The organism is Celeribacter baekdonensis B30 (genome assembly GCF_000299875.1).
GTDB lineage: Bacteria > Pseudomonadota > Alphaproteobacteria > Rhodobacterales > Rhodobacteraceae > Celeribacter > Celeribacter baekdonensis_A.
The window spans coordinates 149,292-164,073 of record NZ_AMRK01000007.1 but is presented as its reverse complement, the minus strand read 5'-3'; the positions used below and the strand labels follow the sequence as shown (position 1 = coordinate 164,073).

The following is a 14,782-nucleotide window of genomic DNA, read 5'->3' as shown; positions in this document are numbered from 1 at the left end:
GCAAAAGAAACCTCAGAGCTTTACGCGCCTCAGTCTCAGGGCATTTCCAATCACCGACACCGAACTGAAGCTCATCGCGAGTGCGGCGATCACGGGTGAGAGGAGCACGCCGAACACTGGGTAGAGCACTCCGGCGGCGATGGGGACGCCTGCGATGTTATAGGCGAAGGCAAAGAACAGGTTCTGGCGGATGTTGCGCATGACTGCCTCGGCCAGACGCCGGGCGCGCAGGATGCCCGTCAGATCGCCTTTGACCAGCGTCAGCCCCGCGCTTTCCACGGCAACATCGGCGCCCGTGCCCATGGCGATTCCCACATCGGCGGAGGCCAGCGCGGGGGCGTCGTTGACGCCATCGCCCGCCATCGCCACCCGTGCGCCGGATTTGCGCAGCACTTCGACCAATGCGGCCTTGCCCTCTGGTGAGACTTCGGCGTGGACCTCGTCAATGCCAAGTTGTTTTGCCACCGCCTCTGCCGTGCGTGTGCTGTCGCCGGTGGCCATGACAATGCGCAGGCCTTCGCGGTGCAAGGCTTGGATCGCGTCTGGCGTCGTTGCTTTGATCCGGTCCGCCACCGCGAGAATGCCGACAACCACGCCGTCTTTGGCAAGATACATGGCGGTTTTGCCCTCGGATTGCAGATTTTGAAGCGCCTCGGTCAAGGCACCCGGTTCCGCGCCAAGCTCCAGCATCAGTGCAGAGTTGCCCAAAGCGATCCGTGCGCCTTCGATCATGGCAACCACGCCTTTGCCGGTGATGGCCTCAAACCCCGTCGCCTCGCGTTTTGGCGCGTCTTGTGTGCCGCTCAAAATGGCCTCCGCCAAAGGGTGTTCGGAGCCGCGTTCAAGGGCTGCGGCATAGGATTTCAGATCGTCCTCGGAGATCCCATTGGCGATCACATCGGTGAGCGAGGGCTTTCCTTCGGTCAGCGTGCCGGTTTTGTCCACAATGAGCGTGTCGACCTTGGCAAACCGTTCGAGCGCCTCCGCATCGCGGATCAAAACGCCCGCCTGCGCACCGCGTCCGGTGCCGACCATGATTGACATCGGCGTTGCAAGGCCAAGCGCACAGGGACAGGCGATGATGAGCACGGAAACGGCGGCCACTGTGGCATAGCCCAAGGCCGGGCTTGGCCCGAGTGCGAGCCAAGCAAGGAATGCGATGAGGGCGACGGCAACCACGGCAGGCACGAAGTAGAGCGACACGCGATCCGCCAGTCCCTGAATGGGCGCGCGCGAACGCTGTGCTTGTGCCACCATCGCGACGATGCGCGACAGGGTGGTGTCCGCGCCGACGGCCTGCGCCGCCATCACGAAGGAGCCGGATGTGTTCAGCGTGCCGCCCGTCACCGCATCGCCTTGCGCTTTTTCGACCGGCACCGGTTCGCCGGTGATCATGCTTTCATCGACCGAAGAGTGGCCTTCGAGAATCTCGCCATCCACCGGCACGCTTTCGCCCGGGCGCACGCGCAGATGATCGCCGGTTTGCACCTCATCGAGAGGGACGTCCTTCTCGCCATCGTTGGTGACAACCCGCGCGGTCTTCGGCGCGAGGTCCATGAGCGCGCGGATCGCGTCCCCTGTTCTTTCTCGTGCAGTCAGCTCCATGAGCTGACCGACGAGAACCAACACAAGGATCACGGCGGCGGCCTCGAAATAGACCGGCGGCAGGCCATGAGCCCCCAACATTTCCGGCGGGAACACCGACGGCGCAAGCAATCCGACGAGGGAGAACAGATAGGCGGCCAGCGTGCCGAGTGCGATCAGGGTCCACATGTTTGGCGAGACATTCACCACGGATTTCCAACCGCGCAGGAAGAATGGCCGCGCGCACCAGAGCACAGGCGTGGCCAACGCGAACTGAAGCCAGAGGAACGGTTTATGCCCAATCCATTCCGCGAAGGGCAGTCCAACATGGGACCCCATTTCAAGCACAAACACGACGGCCGCCAGCGGTGCCATGATCCAGAACCGGCGCTTGAAATCCACAAGTTCCGGGTTCGGTCCGCTGTCCGCCGAGGGCGTCATTGGTTCCAGCGCCATGCCGCATTTCGGGCAATCTCCGGGATGGTCTTCGATGATTTCGGGATGCATGGGGCAGGTGTATTGTGTCCCCTCCGGCATGGTTCTTTTCACCGGTCGCGCACCGAGATAAGGTGCCGGGCTTTTTTCGAATGTCTCCTGACAGCCGGGGGAGCAGAAATAGAACCGCTCCCCATCGCGTTTGGACATATGCGCGGCGGTGGCACGTTCCACCGACATGCCACAGACCGGATCGGTCGCTTTGATATAGGCCTCAGGGTTGGCTTTGAATTTTTCGCGGCACCCCTCGGAACAGAAATGGTAGCCATGCCCCTCGTGGTCGAGCTGTGGCTTGTCGGCATTCGGGTCGACGGTCATGCCGCAGACCGGATCGCGGATCACGGCAGGTGTATGGTCGTGGTGGGGCTGGGTGTCGTGCGCTGTCATGGTTCACTCCTGATGCTCTCGGATTCTGACCTCGCTTCCTCAGGTAGGGCCTCCACCAACTGGAGGGTCAATGGGGTATTTCGGAATTTTCTCGGCGGCATGGGTTAAAAACTGGTGCGATGATGTGAGATTTCAAATTCCGGGGGGGTCAGCCGCCCGCATTGATGTCCGACAGGCGTCTCTCACGTCGATGTGACTTTACCCTCCAGTTGCTGTAAGCTTTATGAAAGCGGTAAGGAGATTGCGATGAACATTGGCCATGCCTCGACCCAGACCGGACTGCCGGTCAAAACGATCCGCTATTACGAAGAGATCGGCCTTGTCGCCCCCGACCGCGCCGCGAATGGCTATCGCGATTTTGATGCCGGGCAGATCGCGCATCTGCGATTTCTGGCACAGGCGCGGTTGATGGGGTTTTCTTTGGAAGAGTGCCGGGCTTTGCTCGCGCTTGAGGCGGACCCGTCGCGCCACAGCCGCGATGTGCGCGTCCTGGCGGAGCAAAATCTTGTTTCGGTTCGGGAAAAAATTACAAATCTTCGGGCGTTGGAAACGCGTCTCACCACGCTGATCGGGCAATGTCATGGTGATGAGGCACCGGACTGCGCGATCTTGGACGGTTTGAGCCAGGAGGCCAGAGGCACAGCACCGCGTTGACCAAATCTCTGTGATCTTTCATAGTGACCATCCAAAGCCATGGAGAAACGGCTTGCACCGTATTGTGACCATTCTGCTCATCGGTTTGTTGATCGTTTTCTCCGCGCCACGCGCGGGGATGTCACATGAGATGACTGCGATGGCGCAGGACACTGCCATGTCCATGCATCGCCTTGGCCCATGTCCCGATTGCCCGGACCGAATGTCTGATGCCGCCCCCTTTGACGTCCCCTGTCCGCATGGGGCGATCTGCGTCCTTTTCACGCTCAATGGCAGCCTTGACCATCGGGTCAGCCGTACTTTGCGCCCTCTCGGTTATCCTGCGCCCACAGTGGTGAATATCCTCGCGCGCATGCCGGGCCTTGACCTCCCGCCGCCCCGTATCGGGCTCAGCCTCGCCTGAACCCTTTCTTGTGGCGCGCTCAGTCGTCACGCTTTGATACGGAAAACACCCATGAACAAATTTGTCCTGCCTCTGGTCGGTGCTGCAGCACTGGCTCTCGGGGCCTATCTCATCTTTAAACCTGAACCCGCAAGCGCGCCGCTCGCCGCCTCCTCACGCCCCGCACAGGGCGATCCGATTGTTGCGGTCGCTCTGCCTGAGGCGCTGTCAGCCCATGCGCAGATCGGCAAGCGCGCATTCGACAGCGTCTGCGCCGCCTGTCATGGCGTAAATGCCGCCGGCAAAGAAGGCTTTGGCCCGCCTCTGGTTCATAAGATCTACGAGCCTTCGCATCATGGCGATATGGCCTTTCTCATGGCGGCTGAACGCGGCGTTCAGGCCCATCACTGGCGCTTTGGTAATATGCCCGTGCAACAGGGTGTGACACAGGGCGATGTCAAAGCGATCATCGCCTATGTCCGCGAATTGCAGCGCGTGAATGGGATCAACTGAGATCAGCGGCCTGTTATCACGCCGTCAGGTTCAGGCGGGCAGGGGGCAATCCTGCTTAAGGGCCAGAGCAAGAAGTTTACAGATGAGTCGTTCTGGTTTGGTGCAGCCCCTTGCTGGGGCTGCACACCGGGCAGACGTCTTTCGCGGCTCGATCTGTGGACTTATACGATAGGGGCGAGGCTGCCGCTGAGCTTTTCGCGTGATGCCAAAGCAGCTAAATCGTGTTTCTGTTCAGGGTGATATTCGCAATGGCCGCCGCGTTTCGTTCGAGTGCGGTCTTGCTCTGCGCCCAAGCCGTGGGTTCGATGGCAAACGTGCTCCTCAACCAGGCCAGCGTCAACCGGCACGTCGCCTCAAGCGCGTCGGGGACTTCGGCTTCGGTTTCGCGGGCGTCCCACCCAGCGATACCGCCAAGGCCATGGCCAACGCCATTGATCGTCAGCAGAGCATCGGCTCCGGGTGCATCGTGGAAGGGATCGGCGTGCCATTCCGGGCCACGGGGCGTGAAATGCGGGTCGTCTTCCGCTCCGCAGACCACGAGGGTCGGAATGTTGATGCCACTGAAATCCACGTCGAAAAAGGGAAAGCGCTCAGCATTTTCAGGCGTCAGATCGGCACCGCCCCGGCCCGGAGCCGCCAGCAGGATACCGGCACGGATGCGCGGATCGGTAAAATCCTCGCCTTGCAGACGCGCACCAAGCAGAAGGCCGCAGGTGAAGCCGCCGAAGGAATGCCCGGCCACGGCAATCCGGTCATGGTCCAGCCGCCCGGTCACGGAGGGGGCTTGCCGCTCGACCTCGGCCAGTTGGTCGAGGATGACACGTATTTCCTCCACCCTCTCGCGCCAGAAGAACGGCCCATTAGGCAGATCGGGGTCCAGCCCGCCGACACGGGAGCTGGCCTGGGTTGGCTGAATGACGGCCACCCCGCGTTCGGCCCAGAACTGGGCAAGCGGGGCGTAGCCGTCTTTGGATGGTATATAATTCGAGGGACCGAAGCCATGCGACAGGATCACGATGGGCAGGTTGCCCCCGGTCGCCGGTGCAGTCAGGCGCAGCTCAAGCGGCTGGCGCCCCGGCATAGGCAGCCGGATTGGTGTATAGGCCACGGTGATGTCCGACTCTGGCGCCGGGAGAGCGCGGGACAGGTTGATCAGTCTGTTCATGGGAAAGTTTCCTTTTCTAGAGGATGAGCGCCGCATCTTTGCTGCGGCGTGTGGATCAGGATGGTGCAAGGCCTTCTTCGCGGACCTGCGCAATGTCCGCGCCTTCCAATACGTTGAGCATGCCAAGGCCGGCGGTGTTCACCAGCGCGTCAATCTGGCCCGCGTGAGAAAGCGCGAGGGCGATGCTCCCGGGGTCGGTCACGTCCAAGGGCAGCACCTTCGGGCGGTCGGACCCGGGCAGTTCATCGACAGAGGGGCGGCGCATCGTGGTGATGACCTCCCGCCCCTGATCGAGAAACTGCGCGACGATGGCCTGACCGAAACCGGTGGAACAACCGGCAATGAGGATGCGGGCATATCAGATCTCCCTGTCTTCCGTGACAGAGAGATAGACAACGGAGGCCGTTCGTTCTATATACATTTGTCCACAATCATATATCAATCGTCCAAATCCATGCTCGACAGTGTCTCAGATCCCCTTTCCAGTGTCGTTACCTTGCTCAAACCGACGGTCTCCATCTCCAAGATGGTTGAGGCCGGTGGTCCGTGGCTGGTGGCGCGGCGCGACATGGCCAGCCCCTTTTATTGCGCGATGGTCGAAGGACGGTGTCAGTTAAAGGTGACCGGGCGCGATCCGGTCACGCTGACGGCTGGTGATTTCGTGCTGATCCCCCACCTGCAGGGCTTCACCATGTCCAGCGAAGTTCCTCCGCCCCTGCATACGCCACACCTGCCGCTTGAAACCGGCCCAGGGCGTTTCCGGCTTGGCTCAAGCGACGCTTCGGTCGATGTTCGCGCCCTTGTCGGGCATTGCCGTTTTGACGCGCCGGCAAGTGATCTGCTCGTGTCGCTGCTGCCAGAGATGATTCATGTCTCAGGTCATTCCCGCCTGACCGCCCTGGTGCCCGTGATCCATGAGGAAACCCGCGCTGACCGGCCGGGGCGCGAGATGATCCTGGAGCGATTGCTGGAGGTCCTGCTGATCGAGGCTCTGCGTTCGGGCCCTGCAACGGCCCTGCCACCAGGTCTCTTGCGCGGCCTGTCAGACCCGCAATTGGCGAGTGCTTTGCGGCGTATCCACGCCGAGGCGGGCGGTGCCCTCTCCGTGTCAGACTTGGCCAAAGAGGCGGGTATGTCGCGGTCAACCTTCTTCGAACGGTTTCGAAAAGAGGTTGGCCGCGCGCCGCTGGAATATGTGACCGACTGGCGCATGGCCGTTGCCAAGACTTTGCTGCGGCAGGGCAGGTTGAACAATACCGAGATTGCACTCAGGGTCGGTTACGGGTCCGCCAGTGCATTCGGACTGGCTTTTGTCCGGCATGAGGGCTTGTCACCTGGCGCGTTTGCAAGCAAGCACGGGCGTTAGGGCGAGGGCCGCAAACGGATGCCGATGATCCTGATGTGAGCGTCACCAACCGTTAGACAAAGTCCGCATTTGGGTTTTGAGTCAGTTTGATACTGTCGCAAACTGTCTGGTTTCCCGGCACATGTGACTATGCCAGCGTCGCCATATGGGTGGCGGATGGACGAGACCTACATCAAAGTCAAAGACCGTGGGACCTACTTCTGCCGGACTGCAAGCCACTCCAATTCTACCGTGAAGTTTGCGGCAGAGCGAAGGCCTCTGCATTTATCTGACATCTCATTTGCCGATTACCCTGAAAAATGTAAGACTTGTCATGCATGAAGGCTGTTCTCGCTGTCCACCATGGGTGGTCAGTTTCCTTCATCCTGTACCGGCCTGAGATTGACCGGGGTTCTCGTGCGCAGGCGTTGATGTGCCGATGCGGGGAGATGACAAGCAATAAAGGAGAGACAATGTTTAAGAAAATAGTCGTGCCAATCGACATGTCCCATGTGGACAGATTGCAAAAAGCGCTTCGCGTGGCCGGAAATCTTGCACAAACGCATGATGCCAGCATTTGCTATGTCGGAGTGACAACGCCGATGCCGAGTTCTGTCGCGCACACGCCGAAAGAATTCGAAGCAAAACTTGCAGCATTCGCGGAGCAGGAGGCCGGAAAGTATAACATCAAAACCGAAAGTCATATGATCGTCAGTCAAGATCCGGCGGTTCAAAAGGATCGCGAGCTCGAAAAAGCGATCAGCACGCTTGGGGCCGATCTCGTGGTGATGGCCACACATGTTCCCAACGCAACAGACTATATCTGGTCCGGCCATGGTGCACATCTTGCAGCGCATAGCGACATTTCTGTCATGCTCGTGCGTGAATAAGCACCCATCAAAATAACCACCCATTCCAAAAGGAACGAAAGGAGGCCTCATGGCCGACCAATCACCTCAGGACCTTACACCAGAAGGTATCCCTTCCCCTGAAGGGGACGTTGAAATTATCGAGACAGACTACGAAATCGGACAAGATAACGTGGAAGGCTCTCTTGGACCTTTCGGGTTCGACATCCACAATCCGGTTTTCATGGTGTCCGGCCTCGCAATTGTAGCTTTCGTTTTCTATGCGCTGGCTCTGCCGGAACAGTCCGGGACCTTGTTCAGCTGGTTGTTCTCATCTGTCACCAAAGGCTTTGACTGGTTCTTCATCGGCGCCGCAAATATCTTTGTGCTCTTTTGTCTTCTTCTCATCATAACGCCTTGGGGCAATGTGCGCCTTGGCGGCACCGAAGCCGCCCCGGATTACAGTTACGTTGGATGGTTCGCGATGTTATTCGCCGCCGGTATGGGCATCGGGTTGATGTTCTACGGTGTGTCAGAGCCGATGAGCCATTTCTCATCCTCTTTGGGTGGGACGGTGATGGAAAACGGTGTGCGCACGGACTGGGCGCCGCTTGGTGCAGCGGCTGGAAACGAAGCGGATGCGGTGCGTCTTGGCATGGCTGCGACGATTTTCCACTGGGGTTTGCACCCTTGGGCGATTTATGCCGTCGTGGCTTTGGCTTTGGCCCTGTTCAGCTATAACAAGGGCCTGCCTCTCACCATCCGATCTGCGTTTTACCCGATTTTCGGGGACGCGGTTTGGGGCTGGGTCGGCCATATCATTGACACGCTGGCTGTGTTCGCAACGCTCTTTGGGTTGGCAACATCCCTTGGTTTCGGCGCGACGCAGGCCAATGCGGGTCTGAACGAATTGTTCGGTTTGCCCGTCGGACCAACCACTGAGGTGCTTTTGATTTCCGGCATCACGGCGATTGCACTTGTTTCCGTGCTTCGCGGTCTTGATGGCGGTGTCAAAATCCTGTCGGAAATCAATATGGGTCTGGCTTTCTTGCTGCTCGTTTTTGTTCTGTTGATTGGGCCGACGGCCTATCTCATCAAACTCTTCGGCAGCTCCCTGATGGCCTATATCGAATATCTTCCGGCGCTGTCGAACCCGATTGGCCGCGAAGATGTCAACTTTAGCCAAGGGTGGACGTCGTTCTATTGGGCGTGGTGGATCAGTTGGTCGCCTTTTGTCGGCATGTTCATTGCCCGTGTGAGCCGGGGTCGGACCGTCCGCGAATTCGTTGTCTGTGTGCTGTTGATTCCGTCTCTGGTCTGTGTGCTGTGGATGTCCGTTTTTGGCGGCACGGCTCTCTATCAGGTGATCAACGATGGGTACACGATGGCGCAGGACGCCTCTCTTGAACTCAAACTTTTCAAGATGTTGGATGTCTTGCCTCTCAGCGCGATCACCTCGCTCGTCGGGATCGTTCTGGTGGTGGTGTTCTTTGTGACGTCATCGGACTCGGGGTCGCTGGTCATTGATACGATCACGGCAGGCGGCAAAGTGGACGCACCGGTTCCACAGCGTGCCTTTTGGTGCATCTTTGAAGGGGCTGTTGCCATCGTCTTGTTGCTGAGTGCGGGCGGGCTGCAATCCCTGCAATCCATGGTCATCTCGACAGGTTTGCCGTTTACCGTCGTGTTGTTGCTGATGTGCTTCGCGGTGGCGCGAGGCCTTCAAGCGGAACGGGCTATAAAAGACTAATACAACTGGCTGGGGCTGCGCAGGCGGCCCCAGTGCCTCTTTCCTGACGCGTCAGGACGACGCGGCGATTCCCCACCCAAATGAAAAAGGGGCGCACTTGGCGCCCCTTTGATGTTTAGCCACGGCCCCGCGCCTTAGCTGCGCGGTTTGGTGTTTTCCGGGTCATAGAGCGGTGCGTAGCCGACACCTGCAACTTCAACCGGATAGGTCTCGTCAAGATAGGTGACGTTGAGCTCGCGCCCGACCTGACAATAGTCCCACGGCAGGTAGGCCAGCGCGATGTTCTTGCCCACAGTCGGACCGAACGCGACAGAAGAGGTAAAGGACCGACGCCCCAGCTCGTCGATCAGCACCTCGCCCGTTTCCGGGTCCATCACCGGCAGGGTGGTGTTCGGATAGCGCTTCACGCCGTTTGCGTCGGTGTGCTCTTTCATCACGAGGGTACAAAGCATCGCCGGTTGGTGGTCCCGCGCACGGTATTCGAGGTGTTTCTCTTTGCCGCGAAACTCCGCTTCTTTCACCTTCGGACGCGACAGATCAGCTTCGTAGAGGTTGTACATCGTGTTGAGATCGGCGTTTTGCAGGCGCAGGGATTTCTCCAGACGACGCGAGTTGGCATAGGTTTCAACCCCCACGGCCAGAACACCCTCAGCCCGCAGCGCGTCCCAGACGGCCAGACCGTCCTCGTAGCGCATGTGAAGTTCCCAGCCTTGCTCCCCGACATAGGAAATGCGGAAAGCGGAGACTTTTTTACCCGCAATCTCGATCGTCTTGATCGCAGCGAAGGGGAAGTTTTCCACGTCGAGCATATCGGGATCGGCGACAACCTTTTTGAGGTTCTCACGCGCGTTCGGACCCCAAATGCCAACCGTGGTGTAATCCTCGGTCACGTCCGTGATGGTGACGTCGAGACCGCGATCTTGGGCCATACGTTTCATGCACATCAGATCACGCGGACCGGCGTCAGCCCCGTTCACCAGACGGCAACGGTCTTCCATGCGGAACACCGTAAAGTCGGCGCGCACCATGCCTTCGTCATCAAGCATATGGGTGTAAATCCCCTTGCCGATCATGTTGTCACCGCCGATTTTGGCCGCACAGAGATATTCCATCAGCGCAACGTGATCGGGACCGGAGATGTCGGTCATGTGGAAGTGCGACAGGTTGATGATGCCACAATCCGCGCTCATCTCAAGCTGTTCGGCGTTGGACACGCGCCAGAAGTGACGGTTGTCCCACTCGGCTTCGCGCACCGGCACTTGATCAGCATATTTTTCGAGAAGATGCTCGTTGGCCGCATAGCCATGCGCCCGTTCCCAGCCGCCAAGCTCCATAAAATAGCCCCCCAGCTCGACTTCGCGCTCATAGAAAGGCGAGCGACGGATGCCACGGGCATTCGCGAAGGGTTCGCGCGGGTGGACCGGCGGGTTGTAGATTTTCGCGGCGGTTTCTTCGCACCGGCCCCAAATGTAGTCTTCGGTCAGTTGGTAGTCGTTGAAGCGCGCGTAATCGATGCCGTTGTGGTCGACATCCGTGCGGCCCTTGGTCATCCAGTCGGCAATGAGCTTGCCCATGCCAGGACCGTCTTTGACCCAGATCGCGACGGCGTACCACAGGCCCCGCAGCTTGCGGCTTTCGCCCATCGACGGACCGCCATCGGTGGTGGTTTGCAGAAGACCGTTGAAGGAGTGACCTTCGTTGAAACCAAGTTCGGCGAGGATCGGCGTCAGCTCCATGGCTTTTTCAAGCGGCTCGATCACGTCCTCCAGCACGAGGTCGCGCATGGACGGACCCATGCGGGCCTCTTCTTTTTCAAGAATGTCGCGCGGATGCACCATGCGCACGTCTTTCTCGTAATAGTAGCCCCATTCCATCTGGCCACCCTCGGTGGTCGCAGGGTCGCCGGTGTCACGCATATAGGCGGAGTTGCCCTGATCGCGCAGCAGCGGACGACCGATTTCGAGACCGGTGCCAGCGAATTCATCATAGGGCCCAAAGAAGGTCAGCGGGTGGTCGACCGGCATGACCGGGAGGTCTTCGCCCGCCATCTCAGCAATCAAACGACCCCAGAGGCCGGCACAGACCACAACGTAATCGGCCATGATCGTGCCACGGTGGGTTTTCACGCCGGTGACGCGGCCATTCTCGGTGATCAGTTCCAGCGCAGGGGTGTTGGCGAAGACTTTGAGCTTGCCGCTTTTCTCGGCGGCGTCGATCAATTCGCCTGCGACGGCTTGGGAGCGCGGCACCACGAGACCGGCGTCGGGGTCCCACATGGCGCATTCGATCTGGTCTTCTTCGAGAAGCGGGAATTTCTCTTTGGCCTCTGCGGCGGTGATCATGCGGACGTTGGAGCCAAAGGCACGACCACTGTCACAGCGGCGCTTGAGCTCAGTCAGGCGATCATCGTCTCCCTTGCGGCACACTTCGATCCCACCGATGCGGGAGTAACGGCCCATCTTCTCGTAGAAATCCATCGAGTACATGGTGCTCCACGTGCTCAAAAGATCGTGGCTCGTGGCGAAACAGAAGTCCGACGCGTGTCCGGTCGATCCGATGTCTGTGGGAACGGCGGATTTGTCGATGCCGACAATATCGTCCCAGCCGTTTTCAATGAGATGATGCGCGACGGAGGCGCCGACGATACCGCCGAGACCGACGATGACAACTTTGGCCCTGTTGGGGAACGAAGACATATCTCTCAATCCTTCTTTTCGAGGTGCTTGTCTGTGGATAGCGCGGGGAAACTGCGCCGGGATTCACGGGGGAAAACGTCGGCCCCGAAACCGACAAAAGCCGCGCGACGGGACACACCGGGACACACCCGTCGCGCGGCCAGAATCTGTGCCGATCTTCATATCGTCGCAGGGCGTCATGCACCCAACTCCGGAACTGGATAATTCTTGCGCCGGTAAGCGGCGATCAGCGTGTTGTGCATCAGCGTCATGATGGTCATCGGACCAACGCCGCCCGGAACCGGCGTGATGGCGCGGGCTTTTTCAGACGCGGCGGCAAAGTCGACATCCCCCACGAGGTACTTTTGCCCATCGCGGATGACGCGGCTGGTGCCGACGTCGATCACGGTGGCGCCGTCTTTGATCCAGTCGCCTTTGATCATTTCGGCACGACCGACGGCGGCCACGACGATATCAGCCTTGCCGACTTTTTCCGCCAGATCAGCCGTGCGTGAATGCGCCATGGTCACGGTGCAGTTTTCCGCCAACAAAAGCTGAGCCATCGGTTTGCCGACGAGAATCGAGCGCCCGACGACAATCGCATCAAGTCCAGAGAGGGATCCAAGTTGATCTTTGAGCAGCATCAGACAGCCCAGTGGGGTGCAGGACACCAGACCGGGCAGACCGGAGGCGAGATACCCCGCGCTCAGCGGATGCAGCCCGTCGACATCCTTGGCCGGGTCAATCGCTTCGATCACCTGAAGGCTGTCGAGGTGGTCGGGCAGGGGGAGCTGAACAAGAATGCCGTCCACCGCCTCATTGGCGTTCAATTCCGCGATGAGCGCCATCAATGTGTCCTGCGTGGTCTCTGCGGGCAGGGTATGTTCGAAACTCTCCATGCCGAGCTTACGGGCCATCAGGCCCTTGCTGCGGACATAGATTTCACTGGCCGGGTCAGAGCCGACCAGCACAACCGCAAGACCGGGCGCGCGGCCCGTCCTGTCAGCAAACGCAGCAGCACCCTCGGCAATCCGATCCCCAAGACCTGCGGCAAATGCCTTTCCGTCGATGATATGTGCCGTCATGGACGCACCTCCTTGAAAAGTCAAAAAGGGACCGGCGTACCGGCCCCCTCCCGGACAGGGATTACGGAGTGAAAACGACGGTACGGTTGTCATTCAGCATGACACGACCTTCGAGGTGATATTTCACCGCACGGGCCAGAACGCGAGATTCGATGTCGCGACCTGTTGCGACGAAATCCTCGGCGGACATGGTGTGGGTGACGCGCTCGGTTTCCTGTTCGATGATCGGGCCCTCATCAAGATCAGGCGTCACATAATGCGCGGTCGCCCCGATGAGTTTGACACCACGGTCATAGGCCTGGTGATAGGGCTTCGCGCCTTTGAAGGACGGCAAGAAGGAATGGTGGATGTTGATGATCATACCAAAGAGCTGATTGGACAGCTCGTTGGAAATCACCTGCATGTAGCGTGCAAGGATCACCAGCTCGGCCCCGGTTTCCTGAACGAGGGCGGCCAGTTTATCTTCCTGTTCGGTCTTGTTCTCTTTGTTCACCGGCCAGCAATAGAAGGGAATGCCTTCCTGTTCGGCGACTTTGCGGGCGTCTTCGTGGTTGGACACGATGGCCGCCACTTCGGCGTCAAGCCAGCCGGTTTTGATCTGGTACAGAAGGTGCAGCATCGCGTGGTCGAATTTCGACACCATGATGATGATCTTCGGCTTGCGGGTCTCATCCTCGACCTTGAGTTTCAGGCTGAACCGGTCGACGGCAGGTTTCAAGGCCAGTTCGACACTGTCCTTGGTGACAGACTCGGGAAAAAGGCAGGACATACGCAGGAAGAATTTGTTCGTCTTGCGATCCCAGAACTGGTTGGATTCAGCGAGGTTTGCCCCGCGTGAGGACATGGCGGCGCTGATGGTGGCAACGATGCCCGGCTGGTCGTCACAGGCGACGCGCAGAATGTAGGAATTGGAGCTCATATGTCTGGTTCCGTTCATAAATGTCTGAGAGGCGCGCGTCAGAGTTGGCGCGCGAGCTCGGGCAGGATGTCGAAGAGATCGCCAACGATGCCATAATCCGCCACTTGGAAGATTGGGGCGTCTTCATCGGTATTGATCGCCACGATGATTTTCGAATCTTTCATCCCTGCGAGGTGCTGGATTGCACCAGAGATGCCGCAGGCAATGTAGAGATCGGGGGCGACAACCTTGCCGGTTTGACCTACCTGAAGATCGTTCGCCGCATAGCCCGCATCCACTGCGGCGCGGGACGCCCCCACAGCGGCACCGAGTTTGTCGGCCAGAGGCGTGATGACCTCGTTGAACTTGTCTTCAGACCCAAGAGCACGGCCCCCGGAGACGATGATCTTGGCGGAGTTCAGTTCCGGGCGGTCGCTTTCCGTTTGAATGTTCTTGATGAAAGAGGACAGATCGCTGCCGTTTGAGGGGGCATCGATGGGGCTGACCTCTGCGGAGCCGCCGTCCGTTGCGGCGGCAAAGCCCGCGGTGCGCACGGTCAGAACCTTGGTGGCATCCGTGGGTTGCACGACTTCGATGGCGTTGCCGGCATAGATCGGACGTTTGAACGTGTCGGCGGACACCACTTCGGTGACCTCTGACACCTGCATCACATCGAGCAGCGCCGCGACGCGCGGCAGTACGTTTTTGCCACTGGTCGTGGCTGGGGCCAGAATAGTGTCATACTCCGGCGCAAGCGAAACGATGAGCGCTGCGGCGGCTTCGGCCAGACGCTGTTCGAGCGCCTCGCTTTCGGCCAACAACACCTTGCGCACGCCACTTAGTTTTGCGGCGGCTTCGGCGGCGGCAGACGCACTTTTGCCCGCGATCAAAATATCGACGTCGCCACCGATTTGGGACGCGGCCGTCAGAGCCTTTGCGGTTTGCTCCGACAGGCTCGCATTGTCATGTTCTGCGAAAAGAAGAATAGCCATGTTGAAAGT

The 14,782-nt window shown here is 59.3% G+C and carries 12 protein-coding genes; 6 read left to right on the top strand and 6 right to left on the bottom strand.

Annotation, left to right across the window (positions count from 1 at the left end):
- Positions 1-12: 12 nt before the first annotated feature.
- The gene (locus B30_RS13405; RefSeq protein ID WP_009572644.1) at positions 13-2,466 is read right to left on the bottom strand and encodes a heavy metal translocating P-type ATPase; all 2,454 of its coding nucleotides are present in this window, start codon (positions 2,464-2,466) and stop codon (positions 13-15) included.
- A 246-nt stretch (positions 2,467-2,712) separates the two neighbouring features.
- On the opposite strand from B30_RS13405, the gene B30_RS13400 reads away from it, so the two are divergent.
- Genes B30_RS13400 through B30_RS13390 form a run of 3 tightly spaced genes read left to right on the top strand, consistent with a single transcriptional unit; the run spans position 2,713 to position 4,015 of the window.
- Positions 2,713-3,120, top strand: a complete 408-nt coding sequence (locus B30_RS13400; RefSeq protein WP_009572643.1) for a MerR family DNA-binding protein — start codon at positions 2,713-2,715, stop codon at positions 3,118-3,120.
- A 52-nt stretch (positions 3,121-3,172) separates the two neighbouring features.
- Complete coding sequence (locus B30_RS13395) at positions 3,173-3,523, top strand: hypothetical protein (RefSeq protein WP_009572641.1); 351 nt, start codon at positions 3,173-3,175, stop codon at positions 3,521-3,523.
- Between the two features lie 51 nt (positions 3,524-3,574).
- Positions 3,575-4,015, top strand: a complete 441-nt coding sequence (locus B30_RS13390; protein ID WP_009572639.1) for a c-type cytochrome — start codon at positions 3,575-3,577, stop codon at positions 4,013-4,015.
- Between the two features lie 214 nt (positions 4,016-4,229).
- Here B30_RS13390 and B30_RS13385 read toward each other — a convergent pair whose 3' ends face one another.
- Positions 4,230-5,180 (bottom strand): alpha/beta hydrolase family protein, encoded by a 951-nt coding sequence (locus B30_RS13385; RefSeq protein WP_009572638.1) that lies wholly within the window; start codon positions 5,178-5,180, stop codon positions 4,230-4,232.
- On the opposite strand from B30_RS13385, the gene B30_RS13375 reads away from it, so the two are divergent.
- The 3 genes from B30_RS13375 to B30_RS13365 all read left to right on the top strand — a co-directional run bounded on the left by B30_RS13375 (position 5,179) and on the right by B30_RS13365 (position 9,123).
- A complete protein-coding gene (locus tag B30_RS13375) occupies positions 5,179-6,546 on the top strand; it encodes an AraC family transcriptional regulator (RefSeq protein WP_442852429.1) in 1,368 nt (455 codons plus the stop codon). The two genes, B30_RS13385 and B30_RS13375, sit on opposite strands and share 2 nt — an antisense overlap.
- Before the next feature lie 317 nt (positions 6,547-6,863).
- The gene (locus B30_RS13370; RefSeq protein ID WP_226946385.1) at positions 6,864-7,415 is read left to right on the top strand and encodes a universal stress protein; all 552 of its coding nucleotides are present in this window, start codon (positions 6,864-6,866) and stop codon (positions 7,413-7,415) included.
- 49 nt (positions 7,416-7,464) lie between these two features.
- Positions 7,465-9,123 (top strand): BCCT family transporter, encoded by a 1,659-nt coding sequence (locus B30_RS13365; protein ID WP_009572634.1) that lies wholly within the window; start codon positions 7,465-7,467, stop codon positions 9,121-9,123.
- A 134-nt stretch (positions 9,124-9,257) separates the two neighbouring features.
- Here B30_RS13365 and B30_RS13360 read toward each other — a convergent pair whose 3' ends face one another.
- The 4 genes from B30_RS13360 to B30_RS13345 all read right to left on the bottom strand — a co-directional run bounded on the left by B30_RS13360 (position 9,258) and on the right by B30_RS13345 (position 14,773).
- Entirely contained in the window at positions 9,258-11,819 is a 2,562-nt protein-coding gene (locus B30_RS13360) for a GcvT family protein (protein ID WP_009572633.1), read from the bottom strand.
- Positions 11,820-11,995: 176 nt separating this feature from the next.
- Positions 11,996-12,883, bottom strand: a complete 888-nt coding sequence (folD, locus tag B30_RS13355) for a bifunctional methylenetetrahydrofolate dehydrogenase/methenyltetrahydrofolate cyclohydrolase FolD (RefSeq protein WP_009572632.1) — start codon at positions 12,881-12,883, stop codon at positions 11,996-11,998.
- A gap of 61 nt (positions 12,884-12,944) precedes the next feature.
- A complete protein-coding gene (purU, locus tag B30_RS13350; protein WP_009572631.1) occupies positions 12,945-13,802 on the bottom strand; it encodes a formyltetrahydrofolate deformylase in 858 nt (285 codons plus the stop codon).
- Between the two features lie 38 nt (positions 13,803-13,840).
- Positions 13,841-14,773, bottom strand: coding sequence for an electron transfer flavoprotein subunit alpha/FixB family protein (locus B30_RS13345; protein WP_009572630.1), 933 nt, complete (start codon positions 14,771-14,773; stop codon positions 13,841-13,843).
- Positions 14,774-14,782: the final 9 nt, after the last annotated feature.